This window comes from Serratia sp. FGI94 (genome assembly GCF_000330865.1).
Classification (GTDB): Bacteria; Pseudomonadota; Gammaproteobacteria; order Enterobacterales; family Enterobacteriaceae; genus Serratia_B; species Serratia_B rubidaea.
The window spans coordinates 2,708,909-2,727,578 of record NC_020064.1; the positions used below are offsets into that span (position 1 = coordinate 2,708,909).

At 58.2% G+C, this 18,670-nt stretch carries 17 protein-coding genes; 4 read left to right on the top strand and 13 right to left on the bottom strand.

What is annotated here, in order from left to right; genetic code table 11:
* Positions 1 to 204: 204 nt before the first annotated feature.
* Positions 205 to 2,067, top strand: coding sequence for a TIGR04141 family sporadically distributed protein (locus tag D781_RS22780; protein ID WP_015672660.1), 1,863 nt, complete (start codon positions 205 to 207; stop codon positions 2,065 to 2,067).
* 162 nt (positions 2,068 to 2,229) lie between these two features.
* Here D781_RS22780 and D781_RS12320 read toward each other — a convergent pair whose 3' ends face one another.
* The 4 genes from D781_RS12320 to D781_RS12335 form a co-directional block, all read right to left on the bottom strand.
* Complete coding sequence (locus tag D781_RS12320; protein ID WP_015672661.1) at positions 2,230 to 3,570, bottom strand: cytochrome c; 1,341 nt, start codon at positions 3,568 to 3,570, stop codon at positions 2,230 to 2,232.
* Between the two features lie 26 nt (positions 3,571 to 3,596).
* A complete protein-coding gene (locus tag D781_RS12325; protein ID WP_015672662.1) occupies positions 3,597 to 5,834 on the bottom strand; it encodes a xanthine dehydrogenase family protein molybdopterin-binding subunit in 2,238 nt (745 codons plus the stop codon).
* Entirely contained in the window at positions 5,831 to 6,289 is a 459-nt protein-coding gene (locus tag D781_RS12330) for a (2Fe-2S)-binding protein (RefSeq protein WP_015672663.1), read from the bottom strand. The genes D781_RS12325 and D781_RS12330 overlap by 4 nt, the downstream gene beginning before the upstream one ends.
* Positions 6,290 to 6,639: 350 nt before the next feature.
* Entirely contained in the window at positions 6,640 to 7,221 is a 582-nt protein-coding gene (locus tag D781_RS12335) for an ABATE domain-containing protein (protein ID WP_015672664.1), read from the bottom strand.
* A gap of 272 nt (positions 7,222 to 7,493) precedes the next feature.
* On the opposite strand from D781_RS12335, the gene D781_RS12340 reads away from it, so the two are divergent.
* Positions 7,494 to 8,375 carry an alpha/beta hydrolase gene (locus D781_RS12340; RefSeq protein WP_015672665.1) on the top strand — a complete coding sequence of 294 codons (882 nt, stop codon included), beginning with the start codon at positions 7,494 to 7,496 and terminating at the stop codon, positions 8,373 to 8,375.
* A gap of 60 nt (positions 8,376 to 8,435) precedes the next feature.
* Here D781_RS12340 and D781_RS12345 read toward each other — a convergent pair whose 3' ends face one another.
* From D781_RS12345 to kbaZ, 8 genes are all read right to left on the bottom strand, one after another.
* On the bottom strand, positions 8,436 to 10,325 hold the full coding sequence (locus tag D781_RS12345) for a hypothetical protein (protein WP_015672666.1): 1,890 nt from the start codon (positions 10,323 to 10,325) through the stop codon (positions 8,436 to 8,438).
* 52 nt (positions 10,326 to 10,377) lie between these two features.
* Positions 10,378 to 11,256: a tagatose-bisphosphate aldolase subunit KbaY gene (kbaY, locus tag D781_RS12350; RefSeq protein ID WP_015672667.1), complete on the bottom strand. Its 879-nt coding sequence runs from the start codon at positions 11,254 to 11,256 to the stop codon at positions 10,378 to 10,380.
* 9 nt (positions 11,257 to 11,265) lie between these two features.
* Positions 11,266 to 12,420, bottom strand: coding sequence for an SIS domain-containing protein (locus D781_RS12355; protein ID WP_015672668.1), 1,155 nt, complete (start codon positions 12,418 to 12,420; stop codon positions 11,266 to 11,268).
* 94 nt (positions 12,421 to 12,514) lie between these two features.
* Positions 12,515 to 12,949 (bottom strand): PTS galactosamine/N-acetylgalactosamine transporter subunit IIA, encoded by a 435-nt coding sequence (gene agaF, locus D781_RS12360; RefSeq protein WP_015672669.1) that lies wholly within the window; start codon positions 12,947 to 12,949, stop codon positions 12,515 to 12,517.
* Positions 12,950 to 12,965: 16 nt separating this feature from the next.
* Positions 12,966 to 13,847, bottom strand: coding sequence for a PTS N-acetylgalactosamine transporter subunit IID (agaE, locus tag D781_RS12365; protein ID WP_015672670.1), 882 nt, complete (start codon positions 13,845 to 13,847; stop codon positions 12,966 to 12,968).
* Complete coding sequence (gene agaW / locus D781_RS12370; protein WP_015672671.1) at positions 13,837 to 14,616, bottom strand: PTS N-acetylgalactosamine transporter subunit IIC; 780 nt, start codon at positions 14,614 to 14,616, stop codon at positions 13,837 to 13,839. Before agaW ends, agaE begins: the two co-directional genes overlap by 11 nt.
* 10 nt (positions 14,617 to 14,626) lie before the next feature.
* Positions 14,627 to 15,100: a PTS N-acetylgalactosamine transporter subunit IIB gene (gene agaV / locus D781_RS12375; RefSeq protein ID WP_015672672.1), complete on the bottom strand. Its 474-nt coding sequence runs from the start codon at positions 15,098 to 15,100 to the stop codon at positions 14,627 to 14,629.
* Positions 15,101 to 15,119: 19 nt separating this feature from the next.
* Positions 15,120 to 16,415, bottom strand: a complete 1,296-nt coding sequence (kbaZ, locus tag D781_RS12380) for a tagatose-bisphosphate aldolase subunit KbaZ (RefSeq protein ID WP_041411811.1) — start codon at positions 16,413 to 16,415, stop codon at positions 15,120 to 15,122.
* 251 nt (positions 16,416 to 16,666) lie between these two features.
* Between kbaZ and D781_RS12385 the strand changes: the two genes are divergently transcribed.
* Positions 16,667 to 17,476 carry a DeoR family transcriptional regulator gene (locus tag D781_RS12385; protein WP_015672674.1) on the top strand — a complete coding sequence of 270 codons (810 nt, stop codon included), beginning with the start codon at positions 16,667 to 16,669 and terminating at the stop codon, positions 17,474 to 17,476.
* Between the two features lie 9 nt (positions 17,477 to 17,485).
* Here D781_RS12385 and D781_RS12390 read toward each other — a convergent pair whose 3' ends face one another.
* Positions 17,486 to 18,028, bottom strand: coding sequence for a hypothetical protein (locus D781_RS12390; RefSeq protein WP_015672675.1), 543 nt, complete (start codon positions 18,026 to 18,028; stop codon positions 17,486 to 17,488).
* A 218-nt stretch (positions 18,029 to 18,246) separates the two neighbouring features.
* Here D781_RS12390 and D781_RS12395 point away from each other — a divergent pair, with 218 nt between their 5' ends.
* Positions 18,247 to 18,570: a cupin domain-containing protein gene (locus D781_RS12395; protein ID WP_015672676.1), complete on the top strand. Its 324-nt coding sequence runs from the start codon at positions 18,247 to 18,249 to the stop codon at positions 18,568 to 18,570.
* Positions 18,571 to 18,670 lie beyond the last annotated feature (100 nt).

Below are 18,670 nucleotides of genomic sequence, written 5' to 3' on the forward strand. Positions count from 1 at the left end.
AGAGGAAGATACCGGAGATAAAGCGATCTACGGGAAGCCTGAATTTAGTTCTATCATCACACCTGTGAAGCTACACGTATCCACGCCACGCAGTACTGGGAAGCGATAAGTTTGACTTTGGTCATAGTTCACGAACTGGAGACTTAACAAATGTGTAAGATTTAGTAATCTCAATAAGCACATCTATTAAAGGACTAAAATAAGATGAAAACTAGAACTTTCTCAATTTTTTTACTTAAATTAGGCTATGACGCAAAAAACTCTCTCAAACCAGATAATCAACTCATAGATGCTTATCAAGCTGAGAATTTACCACAAGGCGCTTCATTATTTATTTCAGACAAAGATAGTACAACCCCATGGTGGGTTAGTTATTTTTCTATCAATGGAAATTTAAGACAAGAAAGTAAAGGAGCCATAATATTTATCCCTATAAGAGATAGGTTTTTCGCTTTAACTTTTGGACATGTCTATCATAATTTACTCGATGTGTCGTATGAGTACGATTTTGGATTAAAAGTAACCCTCAATAGCCTTGAACCAAATGAACTAAAGAGCGCAGATATCGTTGATCCAGGATCGGCCAGAAGAAAAAGAATGCAGGTTCCCATAACCAGTGATCTAACTTATTTAGACTTCGATAGCAATAGCGAAATACTAAAAAGCTTAACTGGGAAAGTCAAGCATCAGTATAAAGACATTTTCAAAAATGCAACAGGAACGACTAACTTAAAGGTTGGGATTAATTTATCTCCAAATGAACTTGTAGGGTTATGCGAACAACTGCTTGATTTATATTCAAGCGATGATTATTTAGAGTCATTTCCGAACATCCAAAAAATAAGACCGGAAAAAGACCCACAAAAAATCGCAAGACTCGATGAGTCACTTTTAAGAGCATTCATAAATAATGATAATGAATTATCATTATCAATACCAGACATTGTGGATTACGGGGACAATATTAATTGTATCTTCAAGGGAAGAAAAGGGATTTCTAAAATTTACACTGATATTAGTCTAAGTGAATTTTACGATTACCTTGACGGTATGAATATTGCAAATTTGGACATCAATGCATTGAATGATTTTTCAATGAATTTATGCAACCAAGAGGGGAATGTTACAAAAACATATAGTATATATCGGAGCCTCATTTATGACGTAAAGATCGACGGTGAGAATATTGTCTATCATTTATGCGAAGGTGAGTGGTATAAAGTTGATGGTGATTACCTATATACGCTTAAGGAATATATAAACCAAAGGTGTCAATTAACCGAATTACCACCTTATAATCACGATGTCATCGATCTGAGAACTAACAAAAAAAGATATAGTGAAGAAAAATACAATGAAGATATTTGTGAAGGATCAGATATATATATATGCCTAGATCAAACTGATATAAGCCCAGATGGACACTCACAAATAGAACCATGCGATATAATCAGATTCACTCCTGATAACGAATGCGTATTTCATCATATTAAAATATCTTCTAGGTCATCTCAACTCAGCCATCTTTTTAACCAAGGAGTGAACTCAATACAGTTACTTATACTCGAAGAGTGCTGTCGAGAAAACCTGAAGAGCCTAGTATCAGAAAAAACCAACCATGAGAACCTTACAAATTTCACTAGCGCTATAGATAGTAAAAATTACAAAGTTGAATTTGGGATAATAACAAGGAAGGACCCACAGGGGTTGTCTGAAAACTTACCACTATTTTCTAAAATTAGTTTAATGAGAGCATTAAAAGCTCTTGAACTCACTCAGACCAAAGGTATCATCACGTTCATTCAGGATAATAGCCAAGCTAAAGAAGCATATAGCAAATATCCAAGAGTTAATGTTGTTGTAAGCCAAGATGAGAATGGAAAAAAAATTGTAGTCGTTGATAATAGGCAACAATATCCTCAAGGAACTAAAATCCATAGATGCTCGAAGGAAATCAGCAATAGTCCTATAGGCTCTAGGTTTATTGTATATGTTAAAGATAATGGGGATGGTGTTTTAAGCACCAACTACTCTTGGGAAAGTGAACCTATCCCTCCTCACCTATAGGAGAACACAGTAAAACTCTTATTTCCCCCCCCACACAAACCCATACGTTTCCTATGGTTTGTGTGGGTACGAATTAATAGCTCATATCATTATATGGAACTTCATCTATTCCGTCTTGTTGCTTCCGTCGGCCTTTATCCCAGTTGTTGCCTACAATCCCCCCTAGCGCATCTGCAGGATAATAACGCTGCTGCTGGCGGGATCGGTCTTCTCACGCAGCTCTCCCACCGCTTTGGCATCCGTCTCCGCGCCCTGATTCCCCCACGAGGTGCGGATAAAGTTCAGCACCTCGGCGGTCTGCCGATCGGTAAGCTGTTTACGGTACGGCGGCATGCGATAGGCATCGGGCACGCCGTGCGCCACTATGCGCGCAGAGCCGTTCAGCACTACGTTGATGGAAGATGAGGCGTCAACCTGCATTGAGGTCGCGCCGGCCAGCGGTGGGATCCACGGCGTCTGACCGCGGCCGTCTGCCCCGTGGCAGCTGCTGCAGCGCGCCATATACGTCTGCCTGCCGGGATGATTCCCGCTGTTGGCCGTTGCAGTGCCCTGCGGATATTGCCAGGCGCTGCCGCGGTTGTTACTGCCGGGCGGCAAGGCCTTCAGGTAGTGGGCGATCGCACGCAGATCGTCATCGCTCATAAACTGGGTTGAGTTATTGAACGCATCGGTCATTGAGCCGAACACCACGGCGTGCTGGTTACGCCCCTGCTTCAGAAATGTCACCACGTCCTCTTCGCTCCAGCGGCTGATGCCGGTATTGGCATCGTTACGCAGGCTCGGCGCATACCAGCCGTCCAACAGCGCACCGGCCAGATAGTCCTGACTGCCGGCGTCCAGCGCCTTCTCATTAAAGGCCAGCCCGCGCGGCGTATGGCAACTGCCGCAGTGCCCCGGCCCTTCCACCAGGTACGCGCCGCGGTTCCACAGCGCATTCTGGCTTTCCTGCGCCTGATAAGGCCCGCCGCGGGAAAACGCCGCGCTCCACAGCGCCAACGGCCAGCGCATATTCAGCGGCCACGGAATCTCCGTCGGGCTATTCTGGCGGGATACCGGTTTAACGCCCTGCATCATAAAGGCATACAGCGCCGCCACATCCTCATCACTCAGCTTCTGGTAGGAAGGAAACGGCATCGCCGGATACAGACGATGGCCGTCGCGCGCCACGCCATGGCGCACCGCACGATCGAAATCGGCCAGCGTATAGCGCCCGATGCCGGTTTCGTCATCCGGCGTAATGTTGGTGGTGTAGATTTTGCCGACCGGCGTCGCCATCGCCAGGCCGCCGCTGAAAGGCGCGCCGTCCGGCGTGCTGTGGCATGCCACACAGTCGCCGAGCCGGGCGACATACTCCCCTTGGCGGATCAAATCGGCGGAGTCTGCCGGCTTGCCAGCCGGCGCATGATCAAACGTAGAGGCAGGCGTGCGCAACAGCCACACGGTCGCCACCGCGGCGGCACCCACCAAACCGGCCACTATCAGGCCAAGCCTTTTCAGTTTCATGGTTCTTTCCCTATAGCGCCTGCGGCTCAGCTAAAGTTAAAACGCGACAGCGGCATGCTGCGGATCCGCTCGCCGGTCAGGCGGGAGACGGCATTCGCCACGGCCGGCGGTATGGCGGGCAGCGGCGGTTCGCCGATGCCGCCCATTTTGGCGCCGCTCTCGATAATGCGTACCTGCACCTGCGCCATGCGCGACGGCGGTAGAATCGGGTACATATCGTAGTTGCGCGCCACCGGCTGCCCTTTCTCATACACGCTCTCCTCAAGCAACACCTGAGACAGCCCGAGAGCAACCGCACTATTAACCTGCGCCTCGATGATAGCCGGGTTCACGATGCTGCCGGGATCGATCGCCTCCCACACCTGATGCACCCTTACCTGGCCCTGTTCGATGGACACCTCCGCAATCGCCGCCGCCTCGCTGCCAAACGGCGAGGCCATCGCCACGCCGCGCGCCCGGCGGCTGCCGTCAGCCGCGGTATAAGGGCCGGCCTGCCATCCGCCCGACATCTCCGCCACCGCGTTAAGCAGCGTCGTCAGCCGCTGGTTTCCCTGCAATAAATGCAGGCGCAAGGCGAAAGGATCCAGCTTGCTCTTATCGGCGATCTCGTCGAGGAAGCACTCATAGAGGAAATCATTCATTGAGTTGCCCACCGAGCGCCAGTAGCCCAGCCGGACCGGCCCCTTTTTATAGATCTGCGCGATGCGCACGTTAGGAATGGCGTACGCTTTACCCGTCAGCCCTTCTAACGCGCTGGGATCCAGTTGGTCGCCGTGTTTACCTGTCTGCGCTTCGCTCGGTCCCTCGCAGATGCTGATAGCCTCCAGCGCCACGGGATAGCCCTCTGCATCCAGGCCGGCGCGAAAGCGCACCGCGGCCATCGGACGATGGGTATCGCGCAAGAATTCCTCTTCCCGGCTCCAGATCAGCTTGATAGGCCGGCCAACCGCTTTGGCCAGCGCAATAGCCTGCGGATAAACCATCGCGGTGTCGTAAACAAAATGGCGGCCAAAGAAGCCGCCGAGCAGCGGTGAATGGATAATGATTTTTTCAGGGGCCAGTCCGGTGCGTTTGGCCACGTCGGCCTGAAACATTTCCGGCGCCTGATTCGGGATCCACAGCTCCAGGGTGCCGTCGTTATTGAAGCGCGCCAGCGCCGAAGGCGGTTCAAGCTGGGCATGATTGAGATACTGGCTGTGATAGGTTGCGCTCAACGTGGTTTGCGCCGCTGACATTGCCTGCGCCGGCTCGCCCTTCACCTCCGCATCTTCCCCCTCGCCCGGCTCCTGCGCCAGCGCGGCGGCAAACGCCTCGGAGGAAAAATCGGCAGGCATATAGTTACCGTCCGGCGCGTCAGGCTCCAGCCATTCAACCTGCAGCGCTTCGGCGGCGCGTTTCGCCTGCCACCAGCGCTCCGCCACCACGGCAACGGCTCCCGGCAGTACATGCACCGAGTGCACGCCTTTCATCCCCTTAACCTGCTCTTCATTACGCAGCTGGCCGGCATGCAGACCAAGCCGCGGCGCATGCTGGACCGCAGCATGCAGCATGCCGTCAACGCGGCAGTCGATGGTATAGACGGCCTTGCCGGTCGATTTTTCGTGCATATCAAGACGCTGCACCGGTTTGCCGATCCAACGGAACCGGGCGGGATCTTTCAGCGTCACCGAATCCGGCGGCGGCACCGCCAGATCGCGTGCGCGTGCGGCAAGTTCGCCATAGCTCAGCGAGCGCCCGGACAGCGCATGGATAACGCGCCCCGGCTCGGTGTGCAGTTGCTCAACCGGCACGGAAAGCTGCGCCGCCGCAGCCTGTAACAGCATCTGCCGCGCCAGCGCGCCAAGACGACGCATGGTGCTGTAGCTGGATCGTACCGACTGGCTGCCGCCGGTAATACGCATCCCGCTATCCATCACCTGATACTCTGAGCCGGCCGGCGCATTCTCGACGATAAAGGTCGCCGGATCGGCGTCCAGCTCTTCACCCACAATCTGCGCCATGGCGGTAAATATTCCCTGTCCGCCTTCGATAAACGGCGAAAGGAATTTCACCGAGCTATCGGGGCGGATTTCGAGAAATGCCGGCACCCGCGTGCCCGGCGCTGGACTGGCCTGCGCCGTCTGGGCGCGGCCCTGCCCAACCGGCAAGCCGACGCCCAGCACCAGCACGCCGGCCAGGCTGCCGCCGGCCAACAGAAAACGACGCCGTGAAAGATTAACCGGTTGCTCACCCAGCGCTGCCAGATCGTGATCGCGTAGGTTCATACCTTGTCTCCCTTCCCTGCAACCTCATGAATGGCGGCGCTGATAGCGTTGTAGGTGCCGCAGCGGCATAGATTGACCATCGCCGCGGCGATCTCCTCGTCCGAGGGATGAGCGTTGTGCTTCAACAAGGCAGTCGCCGCCATCACCTGGCCTGACTGACAGTAGCCGCATTGCGGCACCTGATGTTTGACCCACGCCGCCACCACACGCTGGCCGACATCATCACTTTCGATCGCTTCAATGGTGGTGATTTTTTTCCCGGCGACGGTCTCCAGCGGCGTCACGCAGGAACGCACGGCCTGGCCGTCCACCATCACCGCACAGGCGCCACACTGCGCTAACCCGCAGCCATATTTGGTCCCGGTCATGGCCAAATCGTCACGGATAACCCATAGCAGCGGCGTATCCGCGTCCGCATCGGTCTGATAAATCTTATTATTGATGTTAAGTTCCATCGCTAACCGCTCCAGATAAAGTAGTGCTCACAACGACAGCCGTTCAGCTTGCAGGCTCAGAAAGTGGCTCCCCCCCGCTCTGCAGGTAAGGAGGCGTGTATCAGAATAGCTACAGAAATGAATAAGGGTGTTAATCCTTACAAAGATTAGACGAATAATTAATAGCGTCCAACTCAATGTGGTGCTGAAAAGAATTCACCATTAGCGATGCCGGATGCGTTCCGGCACGGACTGAAATAAAGCGAAAAACGAAGATGCAAGGCGGGAGAATCAGCCTGTGCCGGTGGACAAGCGTCAGCGGCAAAGCGATGCGGTTTTATCACCCAGCGGACAAACCGTGCGGCGGCAGCTTACTGCCTCTGCTGACGAAATCTGGCGACCTTCGCGCGGTTGCCGCACAGTGCCATGCTGCACCAGCGGCGGCGATGAGATTTGGTGCGATCATAAAACCACAGCGTGCAGTCGGGATGCTCACATTCACGCACCAAATCAAAATGCGCGTCGGCCAGCAGCGACGCCGCCAGCTCCGCCACCGGCGCCAGCAGCCGCGTCGGGGTTTTACCGTCATAGATGCGTTTAATACTCAGCCCGCCTTGTCGATCCGCCACCAGTTGCTGATGGCTGACGGCGGCGCTTAGGTAGCGATTGAGCGCTGTCGGGTCCGGCGTTGCCCCGGCCTTTTTCTGTTTAACCAGAATTCTTATCGCCTCCCGCAGCCGGCGCGCCTCATGCAGCAGCTCGCCGTCGGTCGATGCCGGCGCGTCCGGCGCAGCGGCCAAACCGGCCTGTTCCAGCCAGTGGCGGACATCATCATCGGACTGCCAAAAATCATAAGGCTGCCCGTTCAGCTGCGCCAGCGTATTCAAGAAATCAAGCGCGCCATGGTCGGCGACAAACAGCGGACCTTCAACGCTATGGGAATGAGCGGACATCGACGTCTCCAACGTATATCAATGCCAGATAAAGTAACCCATAAAATAATAAATTAACAGTTACAACATTATTTACTCGGCGCTGAACCTTGCACCTTAGCCAATAACCTACTGAATTAAATAATATATCTCTATCATTTCTCGTTTGCCATCGGCCAACATCGCCACCGTAACCATTAAACAAGCATTTGACAGGTTACAATATGGCGCCATACTAAGCCTCGTCAGTAACCCTTAAAAACACATTTAACAGTTACACCGGGAGCCGCATTATGACCATGAACCACCATTTCCCCGTACGCTATCAGTACGCCGATGCCGACGGCGTACGCGTTTTCTACCGTGAAGCCGGTGAGCCGCAAAACCCGACCCTGCTGCTGGTGCACGGTTTCGCCAGTTCATCTCACCAGTTCCGCGAACTGATCCCACTGCTGGCGGATAAGTTCCACCTGGTGGCGCCGGACCTGCCCGGCTTCGGCTTCAGCGAAATCCCCGCGGAACGCCAATATCGCTACAGTTTTGACGCACTGGGCCAGACCCTCACGCAGTTTGTCGAGGCTCTGGGGCTGGAAAGCTACGCGCTGTACGTCTTCGACTACGGCGCGCCGGCCGGTTTGCGGCTGGCGCTCAATCACCCCGAGCGGGTGACCGGGTTTATCTCCCAAAACGGCAACGCCTATCTGGAAGGGCTTGGCGACGCCTGGGCGCCAATCCGCGCCTACTGGCAGGACGCCTCCGCCGAGAACCGCCAGGCGGTTAACGACGCGGTGCTGAATCTGGCGGGCATTCGCTGGCAGTATCTGCATGGGGTGCCAGATCCGGAGCGCGTCGCGCCCGAAACCTGGCACCTGGATGCCCTGCTGCTGGAGCGCCCCGGCAACAAGGACATCCAGCTGGATCTGTTTCTCGACTACGCCAACAACCTGAAGCGCTACCCCGACTTTCAGGCGTTTTTCCGCCAAGCCCAGCTGCCGACGTTGATTATCTGGGGCAAGAACGATCCCTTTTTCATTCCGCCGGGTGCGGAAGCCTTCAGGCGCGACAATCCGCACGCCGTCGTCGAGCTGCTCGATACCGGCCACTTTGCGCTGGAAACTCACGTGGCGCATATCGCCCAACGTATCCGCCAGGTGATTGGCGGCGAGCCGGCCTGAACCAATAGCAACCCATCCACGCCGCGGCGTGGATGGGTGTTGCCCGGCGTTGCGCCGCGGCTATTTGAGCGGCGTCGCCTCAAACACCAGCGTTTCCAGCGGCTGCAGGGTAACCACCAGCGCCTGCTGATACGCCTGTGGGAAGGTGGCGTTGCTGCCGTAAACCGGCTTCAGGCTAAAGCGGTCGCCGACGCCCTGCGGGATTTCGAACGCTTTACTCAGATCCAGGTAATAGGTCTGCGGTTTATCCAGCGGATTGCGCAGCCCGAAAATCCCCTTCTCCGGCTGCCACGACGCCCAACCGTATACCTCCAACAGCGTCGGATCGCCACCGATCCAGTGGGTATCGACCAATACCGCCGCATTATCCCGCGACCACTTCGCCGCCTGCGCCAGGGTATCCCACTTGTGATCGTTCAGCATCGACGGGGTGATATACAGCTCCTGCAGCTGCGTACCGGTGGCGAAGAAGCTCCACGCCTGATCGTCAAAGTCAGCGTCGCTCTGTACTTTCTCCAGGCCGTAGTAGGCATTTTCCGCGCTGATAATGCCGTGATACATCAGCGAGTTCAGCGGGAACAGCGGCCCTTTTTTGACGATAGAGCGGTAGGTTTCCGCATCGCGGTAGGTCATCCAGCGCTGCACCGGCGATCCTTTGCCGTACAGATTGATATCATCGCCCTGCCGCCAGATAGAGTCGGCATAGAACAGCCAGGACGGGCTGGCGTTGGTGCCGGTGGTCAGGTTGATAAACTGCTGCGGGTTGGCGGCACGCATATTGTCCAGCAGCGCGATCGAGGCGTCAAAATCCGAGGCAAACGGGCTGCCGGCAAGGTGCGCGTTGGCGTTGCCCATGCCGTCCAGCTTGAACGAGGTGATATGCTCGTTCTTGATCAGCTTGACGATCTGCTGATTGAAGTTTTTAAAGTAGTTCGGGCCGGACAGCGCCAGTTTGCCGTCAACGGTTTCAAAACCGTACTCTTTGGCGTGGGAAACGCGAATATCGCGCGGTTTGTTATAGCCGCCCCACGGCGACAGCCACAGGCCGACCGAACTGTGCACGCTGGCCGCCTTGTCCCGCACCGCGCCAAAACCGTGGCGGAACGCCGGGCCGAACAGCCAGCGTCCGCTGCGGTCATCCCAGCCGTCATCCAGCAAGAACGCATCCAGCTTCACCCCGCGGCCGCTGATAAAGGCCTTGTCCCACTCGTCCATGCGTTTCAGCACGTCCTGCTCGGTATAGGTGGTGAAGAAGCCGATATCCATCCAGCTGTTGTAGTGCAGATAAGGCTGATACGGCCGCGCGCGCACCGCGTTGATAAACTGGTTCACGCTGCGGCGCAGCTGGTCGGGCTGCGGAAAGGTGCCGAAATAGATCCGGTAGCTGACCGGCGCTTCCGGCTCAATCGGCGTCGCCAGCTCCACGTTCAGGTTGGTGGTAGCCTCGTAGGCATAGGTATTGACGATCGGCTTTTCCGGAATAATAAAGAATGAGTCGGCAATAATCGGTGAGCTATTGATCGCACCGTCAACATAAGGGGCCTGCGCCTGCTTCTTCGTCGGGAAGAAGGTAATCTTCGCCACCCGGCGCGCCTGCTTTTGCGCGCTAATCTTATAATCGATGCGCGCATACTTGCCGTGCAGCGTGTTGAGCGTCACGCTGACGTTAAAGTCAGGGCGCGTATAGGTGAGCGTTATCGCCTCCCCCTGTTGGCTGACGCTCTGCAGCGTGAAATCCGCGGCATGAATCACCGTCTCATCAGGCAGCGTCAGAAAAAACAGTTCCTGCGGCGCCAGCTGCCCCCCGTCGGCCTTATCCTTGATCGTCAGCGCCGACTTATCCTGGTTAAAGGCCACGGCAATATTTTCATTATCGAGCGCGTACTGCGCGGCGGCCGCACCGTTGGCCACCAGCAGCGTCAACAGCGCCACGCGGAAGACTTTCCTCATACCAGAGATCCTTATTGTTGTTATTGAAGACTGCACTAATCACCAGGCGGCGTTACGCCGTCAGCGCCGGTTCCGCGCCGATTTTGCCCGCCGAGCCGCACAGGCTGATTTTATTTCTGACCACTTCTTTCATCGCATCCATGCCCACGCGCAGGTAGTAACGGGGATCGTTGCCCTGCGGATGGTCGGCAAACCACTGCTTCACCGCGCCGGCGAAGGCGATCTTCAGCTCGGTGGCCACGTTGACCTTGCAGACGCCGAGGGCGATCGCCCGACGGACGAACTCGTCCGGCACATCGCTGGCGCCGTGCAGCACCAGCGGCACGCTGACCACATCGCGAATGGCCGCCAAGCGCTGAAAATCAATCTTCGGCCGCTGGGCATACAGACCGTGCGCGGTGCCGATGGCGACGGCCAGGCTATCGACGCCGGTCTGCGCCACAAAGCGGCGCGCCTCCTGCGGATCGGTCATAAACGCCTGTTCGTCATCGGTGGCCATATCGTCCTCCACGCCGCCCAGCCGGCCCAGCTCGGCCTCCACGCTGCAGTCGTGACGATGACAATACTCCACCACCGACGCCACCAGCCGGACGTTATCGTCAAACGGCAAATGGCTGCCGTCGATCATTGCGCTGCGCACCCCGGCCTGCACCTTGCGGCGGATATCATCCAGCGATTCATGGTGGTCAAGGTGCAGCGCCAGCGGCATCCGATAGCTGGCAGAATAGGCGCTGCACAGCGCGTAGATCTCCTCAAAGGCGATATGCTTGAAGGTGCCGGGCGTGCCCGCCAGGATTACCGGTGAACGCAGCTCGGCGCACACCTCAAGAATCGCCTGGATGGTTTCGGCATTGTGGATATTGAACGCCGGCACCGCATAGCCGCGAGCCTGCGCGTCCAGCAACAGATACTTGGTGGAAATAATGCTCATGATGTCCCCTTACGCTTGCCATGCATGAATAACCACGCCCTGCACCACCCGGTTGACCGCACCACTGGCGGAAGGCGTATCCGGCGTAATGCCCGCCTTCAGCGATTCGCTCAGCGCAAACACCTGCGCGTACATCAGGAAGCAGAACGTCAGCTCCACGTCGTTAAACTCGCGCGCCGGCGGCAGCAGAATATGCGGCCCCTGTTCGATCACCGCATCCGGCTGCGCCGCAATCGCCACTACGCGCTGCGCCTGTTTTTCGCGGCGCAGCTCGGCCAGCAGATCCAAATCGTAACGGCGCGTATAGGGATGGCCGGAAATAAACACCACCACCAGCGTCTTGTCATCCACCAGCGATTTCGGGCCGTGGCGGAAACCGGCCGGCGAATCATAAAACGCCGCCAGCCGGCCGGCGGTCAGCTCCAGCACTTTCAGTGCGGCCTCGCGCGCCGCCCCCTGCAGGCCGCCGCTGCCGAGGTAGGCGACGCGTTGCCACGGCTGGTTGCCGAACACGCCGGTGCGGAAATCCCCCAGCGACGCCAGAATGCGCTGACAACGTTCGGCCACGTCGCCGAACCGGCGGGCATTGAATACCGCCGGCGCAAACGCCGCCAGACAGCTGAGCATCATGGTGGTAATGCTGCTGGTCATGGCAAAGCCGCGATCGTGCGTTTCCGCCGGCATCAGCAGCGCCAAAGCATTGTCACCGTCACGCGCGTTCTGGTACAGACCGCCGCCTTCGTTGCAGGTAATCACCAGGTGATGGCATTCCGGCACCAGCTGATTGGCCAGCTCAATCGCCGCCAGGCTTTCCGGGCTGTTGCCGGAACGGCCAAAGGAGACCAGCAGCAGCGGATGGGCGGCGTTCAGGTAGTCCTGCGGGTTGGTGACCAAGTCGGTGGTGGGCAGCGCGCTGAAATTCTTGCCCGTATGGCGCGCCAGCCAGGGGGCGATAATCTCGCCGATAAACGCCGAGGTGCCGGCGCCGGTCAGCACAATGCGTAAGTCGCCGTCAAGCAGCAGCGGCGCAAGAAACTGTTCAAGCGGCCGGCGCAGGTCGTCCAGCCTCTCCAGCGCCCGCAGCCAGCTGGCGGGCTGCTGACGGATTTCGGCCTCTGTCCAGCTGTCCGGCGTCGCGGTGGGGAAAATCTCGGTGTGTGGCATAGCTCAATCCTTAGTCGTGTAACGTCAGCATCGGCCGCTGGCAATCGCGCGGCGGCCTTGCGTATGGTTTGGTGTCAGCGGGCGGACGCGAGGATCAGATGCCCTCTTCCAACGGTTTTTCCGCCCGACAGCGGCCCAGCTCATCCGCCAGGCTGGTCAGCCCGCGCCGTCCGCACTCCAGCGCCTGCCGGCGGAACGCCTCGCTGCTCAGCCCCTCCCGCTCCAGCACCATCTCCAGCAGCAGCTGCAGATTGGTGCCGGTAATCACTTCCCGCCCCGGCCGTTGCATCGCCAGCGTCGACGCAACGCGAAACGGCGTGCCCCCCAAGAGATCGGTCAGAAACACCAGCTCTTCCTGCGCATCAAGCGCCGCCACCGCCTGCTCCAGCTCGGCGGTCAGCTGCGCCGTGCTGGCGCTTTCGGTAAAATCGATCGCCATAAACTGCGGCTGTTCGCCCAGGATCTGCGTCATCGCCCGCGCCAGCCCGCTGGCGAAGCCGCCGTGGCCGCAAAGAATAATGCCTATCATCGTCAACGCCTCCGGCTTACAAAAAGTGAGCAAACTTGCCGGCTATCGCCAGCACCACGGTCATCGCGATCAGCCGCAGCGGGCTCCAGCCGCGCCGCACCAGGTAGTACATCAGCAAGGTGTACGCCAACGGCAGGAAGGCCGGCATCAGCTTGTCAATCACGTCGCTCTGCAGCTTGACCACCGCATCGCCGGCGGTGATCTCCAGCGTCGTCGCCAAGCGCACGTAGGTCGCCACCAGCGCGCCGATCACCGTCATACCGACGATCGACGCCGCATGACCGACCCGCCTGGTGTTGGCTTTCAGCAGTGGAATCGCCGACACGCCCATGCGGTAGGCATAGTGGGCCAGACCAAAACGCACCCCCAGGTGCACCACGTTAAACAGCAGCAGGAAGATCACCGCGCCGAGGATCGACCCCTGTAGCGCCAGGCTGGCGCCGATACCGCCGCAAATCGGCAGCAGCGTCAGCCAGAACATGGCGTCGCCAATGCCGCCCAGCGGCGCGCCGACGGCGATTTTGGTGCTCTGAATGCTGTTGACGTCCTGCTTGGAGCGCTCCATCGCCAGAATAATGCCGATGACAAAGGTCACCAGAAACGGGTGGGTGTTAAAGAACCCCATATGCCCCTTCATCGCCCGCGCCAGATCGCGTGGGTTGGTATGGATTTTTTTCAGCGCCGGCAACAGCCCGTACAGCCAGCCGGAGGCCTGCATACGCTCATAGTTGAACGAAGCCTGCAGCAGCATGGAACGCCAGGCGACGCGGTTGATGTCCTTGCGGCTCAGTTCCGCGCCGACGCGCTGGTCTTCATATACGTTCTCATTGGCGCCGGACAGCAGCGTCTCCTCACCGCCAGAGACGTTGTTCGGCAGCGTGCGTTGATCAGATACCATCTTCGAACTCCTCCTGCCGTGGCTCCGGCGTGTTGGCTTCAGGGCCTTTGCGGTACAGGTCGATCAGCGCCATTGCCAGCGCCGCCGCGGCAATCGCCAACACCGGCAGCTTCAGCCAGGCCGCCGCCACAAAGCCGATGATAAAATAGGGGATATAGACGTTTTTCATCATGATCTTCAGCAGCACGGCGAAGCCGATGGCCGGCATCATGCCGCCCGCCACGCCGAGGCCGTCAATCAGCCGCGCCGGCAGCACGTCGATCGCGGTTTTGGCATGTTCCGCGCCGAAGTAAATCGGCAGGAAGGCGCACAGAAAGTAGAAACACCCCAGCGCCAGCATCGCCAGGTAGTTCACCCGCTCAATGCCCCGGGTGTCGGCGTTGGCCGCCATCCTGTCGCAGCGGGACATCACGCCGGACATCACCGAGAACAGGAAGGTAATGCCCATCTGCACCGCCACGGCGAACGGCACCGCGACGCCGACCGCCACGTCCGGCTTTACCCCGGTGGTAATGGCGAAGGTGGTGCCGACGATAGTGCCGATAATCACGTTGGGCGGCTGCGCCCCCGCCAGCGGCGCCAGCCCCATCCACACCAGCTCCAGCGTGCCGCCGGTCAGAATGCCGGTATGCAGATCGCCGAGGATCAGCCCCACCAGCGGGCCGAGCACCACCGGGCGGTGCATATGGGTTAAGCCGTCAAACATATCCAGGCCGGCGATAAAGGCGAGAACGCCCAGCGCACAGGCCTGCAACAGACTGATTTCCATCGCCCATTCCTCACAGTTGTTTGAACAGATCCAACGCCGGCTCCGTCGGTACGCCCTGTACAAAGCACGCCACGCCGGCGTCTTGCAAGCCGTGAAACGCGGCGATATCACCGGCGTCGACGGAGACCGTTTTGGCAATTTGTCGTTTGCCCTCGACGTAGTGCATATTGCCGACGTTGATACGCGTTACCGGCACCCCGCCCTGCACCAGCGTGAGAAAATCCGCCGGCGTTTTGCACACCAGCAGGATTTTTTGCCGATCGGCGGCGCGGTGAATGTTGTCGATCACTTTCTGCAACGGCCAGAAGCGCACCGCAATGCCCTCCGCCAACACCATCTCCATCAGGTTCTGCTGCACCGGGTCCGCGGCCGCCTCATCGTTGGCCACCAGCACCAGATTCGCCCCGGCGAACCCGACCCACTGCACGCCTACCTGCCCGTGAATCAGACGTTCGTCGATGCGACTTAATACAATGTTCGGCATAGCGTTTTCCTCGTTGTTGTTATGCGTGATGCCGGGCCTCGCCCTGACAGGCGGCGTGATACTGGCCCAGAACGTGCTGGATATGGTCGATAATCAGCGCGCGCGGCGCGGCGACCAGCGTCCCCGCCCGCACCCTGGGATACTGCAGCGGTAGATACTGGCTAAGCAGCGGCAGCGGAATCGGCGTCTCCGCCAGGTTATGCAGCAGTTGGGTAAACGCCCGCTCAATCTGTTCGTCCGGCCAGTAGTAGCGGATACGGTCGGAGTAGCTGTAGCCGCGCGCCAGCCGGCGAGCGGACTCATCGCCATGGTAGTGGCTGCGCCAGTACTCCGGCCGCTCGCACATCACCTGTTCCAGCACCTGCCGCAGACCGGAACAGGCATGCGCCGGCAGCAGCTCCTGCTCCACCGCCGCCAGCGCAAACAGCGCCTCGCGCAGGGCGAAGGTCAGCGCCGGACCGACCTTCAGGATTGCAAAGTGGTCTTTCACCAGTTGGCGCAGCGCCTGCGGCGTCTGGTAATCGGTGGAGTGGGCTTCAAACACCAGCGTATCGCAGGACGCCACCATAGCGCTGAGCGCCACGGCCTGCTGCGGCTGGTAGTCAATCACCTGCGTATGGTCGAACTCGACGCCGGGCTGCACCACCAGCGCGATAATGCGCGGCCAGACGTCATCCAGCCCCTGCCGCTCAAACGCCTGACGGTGCGCGGCCAGCGTCGCCCGCGCGGCCTCCGGGGCGGTGACCGCCAGCGTCGTCAGGGCCTCATGCGCGCCGCCGGGCACCGGCACCTCGGTGCCGATCACATACACCAGATCGGCGACGCCGAACTGCGCGCGGCAGGTGCGTTCGGCCGCCTGCGCCAGCCGCGCGGCGCGTTCGGCGACGATCGCATCGCTCAGCGGCCGCGGGTCATCCGCACAGGACATGCTGCAATCGAGGTGAATTTTTTTAAAACCGGCGGCGGCGTAGCTTTCAATCAGCGTTTCCGCCAACGCCATCGCCTGCTCGGCAGGCTGGTTCTGCCAGCGGTTGGGGCCGAGGTGATCACCGCCGAAGATCAGCTGCGACGTGGGGAAATCCAGCCGCTGCGCCAGCCGACAGACAAAGCCGCGAAAATCCGCCGGCGTCATGCCGGTATAGCCGCCGAACTGATCGACCTGGTTGGACGTCGCCTCAATCAGCAAAGGCGTCTGCTGCTGCCGGGCGTAGCACAGCGCCGCCTCCAGCACCAACGGGTGCGCGGAGCACACGGCGTAGATGCCATTCGCCAGCCCCTGCTTATGCCTGATAACCATCTCTGTAAGCTGTTTCACTGTCCTCCCCCCGTCCGGCCGATGCACGGCAACATATTTTCGTTTCGTTTCTTTCATCCTGCTGTAGAGATTTAAAAAAACAAAACGAAAGATATTAATTTTCCGATCCGTTTCACAAAAGAAAGCCAACGAAAGGAAACGGACGTGAGCCAGCGCACTGACGACGGCGTTTTTACGCTTGCATTCTGTCAAAGGAAAGGAGTTAATAGGCGAATCGAAATGAAACGAAAGACTTAATGAAAGGAGCTCTTATGAGCAGCAGCGACTTTTCCGCTGACAAGCGCGTCACCGGCACCAGCGAACGGCGTGAACAGATCATTCAGCGGTTGCGGCAGCAAGGAAGCGTGCAGGTTAACGATCTTTCCGCCTGGTTTGGCGTCTCCACGGTGACGATCCGCAACGATCTGGCGTTCCTGGAAAAACAGGGCATCGCCGTACGCGCCTACGGCGGCGCGCTGATCTGCGACGGCGCGTCGCCCGCCGCGGAGCCCAGCGTAGAAGCGAAAAGTTCGCTGAATATGGCGTTAAAACAGGCTATCGCCCGGGTTGCGGCCGAGATGATCCAGCCCGGCCATCGGGTGATTCTCGACTCCGGCACCACCACCTACGAGATAGCCCGGCTGATGCGCCACCACCAGGCGGTGATCGCCATGACCAACGGCATGAACGTCGGCAATGCGCTGCTGGAGGCGGAAGGCGTGGAGCTGTTAATGACCGGCGGCCACCTGCGCCGTCAGTCGCTCTCTTTTTACGGCGATCAGGCCGAACAGGCGCTGCAGAATTATCACTTCGATATGCTGTTTCTCGGCGTTGACGCCATTGACCCGGAGCGCGGCATCAGTACGCACAATGAGGATGAGGCGCGGCTGAACCGCCGGATGTGCGAAGTGGCGGAGCGGATTATCGTGGTGACCGACTCCAGCAAGTTCAACCGTTCCAGCCTGCATAAAATTATCGATACCCAGCGCATCGACACCATCATCACCGATGAGGGGATTCCCGCAGACTGCCTCAACGGGCTGCAAAAGAGCGGGATCGACGTGGTTAGAGTGACGGTGTAACGCCAGCCTTTAGCGCTGACGCTGGGCCTCAAAGTACACGTTGCACAGGGAGAAAATCAGCGTATCCGGATTTTTGATCAGCACCGTCGCCCCGGGGAACTCGTCGGCATCCGGCGTATTGGCGGCCGAGTCTTTCGCGGTATGCATGATGGCGATCCGCTCTACCGCCGGCGCGATAATGCCGAGCATGGCGAAATCAACGGCCGGCGTATCGGAGTCAGCCTCCGAGTTATCCTCGACAAACTCCTGCTCCTCAACCGTACTGCTTACCACACCCAAGCTGCGCCGCTGCTGGTTATTCCAGCTAAAACCGTCTCGCTGGTAGCTGATTTGCGTATTCAGCACGCTGTCGATCTGCTGCCGATCCCAGCAGGCGTCGGCCTGCGTCGGCAATGTTTTCGTCACCCGCCACTGGCCGAGCAGTTGGCTGGGGATCGGCGCCAAAGACGCGGAACGGCCCTTGTCCGGCGGCGTCTGCTGCGCCATCGCCAATAACGGCGCCGACAGCGGTATCAGCAGCATCAGTGGCAATAACCGACGTGTAACTTGCATAGCGGATTCCCTTATTTCCTGGCGATAGTCGAGCGCACCCGTGGGTGCCGCAGGGTTTAGCATACTGTCGCCGGGTCCGCGCGCGCAACTGTCAACGCACCGGCGGTTGTCGGTTGGTTCAATATTCCGCGTTCCGTCGGCGACGCGCGCCTCTTGCTAAAATTAAAACAACGTTTTAATTTAAACCCATCCGGTCTCATTCGTTAGCAGGAGCGTCAATGTTCGTATTTAAGCAGGATACCCAGCTGGAAACGCTGGGGGATGGCGTATCGCGCCGCATTCTGGCGCACGGCGGCGGCATGATGGCCGTCGAAGTACACTTCCTCACCGGCGCGGTCGGGCCGTTGCACAGCCATCCTCATGAGCAACTGACCTACGTGTTGTCCGGCCGCTTCGCGTTTACCATCGGCGATGAGACGCATCAGGTCAGCGCCGGCGATACGCTGTATAAACGTCCCCACGTGGTGCACGGCTGCGTCTGCCTGGAGGCCGGCGTACTGCTGGATACCTTTACTCCGCAGCGGGAGGATTTTCTGACCTGAGCGCCCCGTTCTCCCCGGCCCGGCTAAAAATTGCGAGCAGCAGCGCAATTTACACGATTATTCGTTCCGTACGACCTATCCTCGCCAATACTGTGTAGAC

What these genes read in the sequence shown, in the direction of transcription:
- D781_RS12340 (WP_015672665.1), top strand. Translation starts at nt 7,494, where the DNA reads ATGACCATGAACCACCATTTCCCCGTACGCTATCAGTACGCCGATGCC.
- D781_RS12330 (WP_015672663.1), bottom strand. Translation starts at nt 6,289, where the DNA reads ATGGAACTTAACATCAATAATAAGATTTATCAGACCGATGCGGACGCG.
- kbaY (WP_015672667.1), bottom strand. Translation starts at nt 11,256, where the DNA reads ATGAGCATTATTTCCACCAAGTATCTGTTGCTGGACGCGCAGGCTCGC.
- agaE (WP_015672670.1), bottom strand. Translation starts at nt 13,847, where the DNA reads ATGGTATCTGATCAACGCACGCTGCCGAACAACGTCTCTGGCGGTGAG.
- D781_RS12320 (WP_015672661.1), bottom strand. Translation starts at nt 3,570, where the DNA reads ATGAAACTGAAAAGGCTTGGCCTGATAGTGGCCGGTTTGGTGGGTGCC.
- agaF (WP_015672669.1), bottom strand. Translation starts at nt 12,949, where the DNA reads ATGATAGGCATTATTCTTTGCGGCCACGGCGGCTTCGCCAGCGGGCTG.
- D781_RS12355 (WP_015672668.1), bottom strand. Translation starts at nt 12,420, where the DNA reads ATGCCACACACCGAGATTTTCCCCACCGCGACGCCGGACAGCTGGACA.
- D781_RS12385 (WP_015672674.1), top strand. Translation starts at nt 16,667, where the DNA reads ATGAGCAGCAGCGACTTTTCCGCTGACAAGCGCGTCACCGGCACCAGC.
- D781_RS12395 (WP_015672676.1), top strand. Translation starts at nt 18,247, where the DNA reads ATGTTCGTATTTAAGCAGGATACCCAGCTGGAAACGCTGGGGGATGGC.
- D781_RS22780 (WP_015672660.1), top strand. Translation starts at nt 205, where the DNA reads ATGAAAACTAGAACTTTCTCAATTTTTTTACTTAAATTAGGCTATGAC.
- agaW (WP_015672671.1), bottom strand. Translation starts at nt 14,616, where the DNA reads ATGGAAATCAGTCTGTTGCAGGCCTGTGCGCTGGGCGTTCTCGCCTTT.
- D781_RS12390 (WP_015672675.1), bottom strand. Translation starts at nt 18,028, where the DNA reads ATGCAAGTTACACGTCGGTTATTGCCACTGATGCTGCTGATACCGCTG.
- D781_RS12325 (WP_015672662.1), bottom strand. Translation starts at nt 5,834, where the DNA reads ATGAACCTACGCGATCACGATCTGGCAGCGCTGGGTGAGCAACCGGTT.
- D781_RS12345 (WP_015672666.1), bottom strand. Translation starts at nt 10,325, where the DNA reads ATGAGGAAAGTCTTCCGCGTGGCGCTGTTGACGCTGCTGGTGGCCAAC.
- D781_RS12335 (WP_015672664.1), bottom strand. Translation starts at nt 7,221, where the DNA reads ATGTCCGCTCATTCCCATAGCGTTGAAGGTCCGCTGTTTGTCGCCGAC.
- agaV (WP_015672672.1), bottom strand. Translation starts at nt 15,100, where the DNA reads ATGCCGAACATTGTATTAAGTCGCATCGACGAACGTCTGATTCACGGG.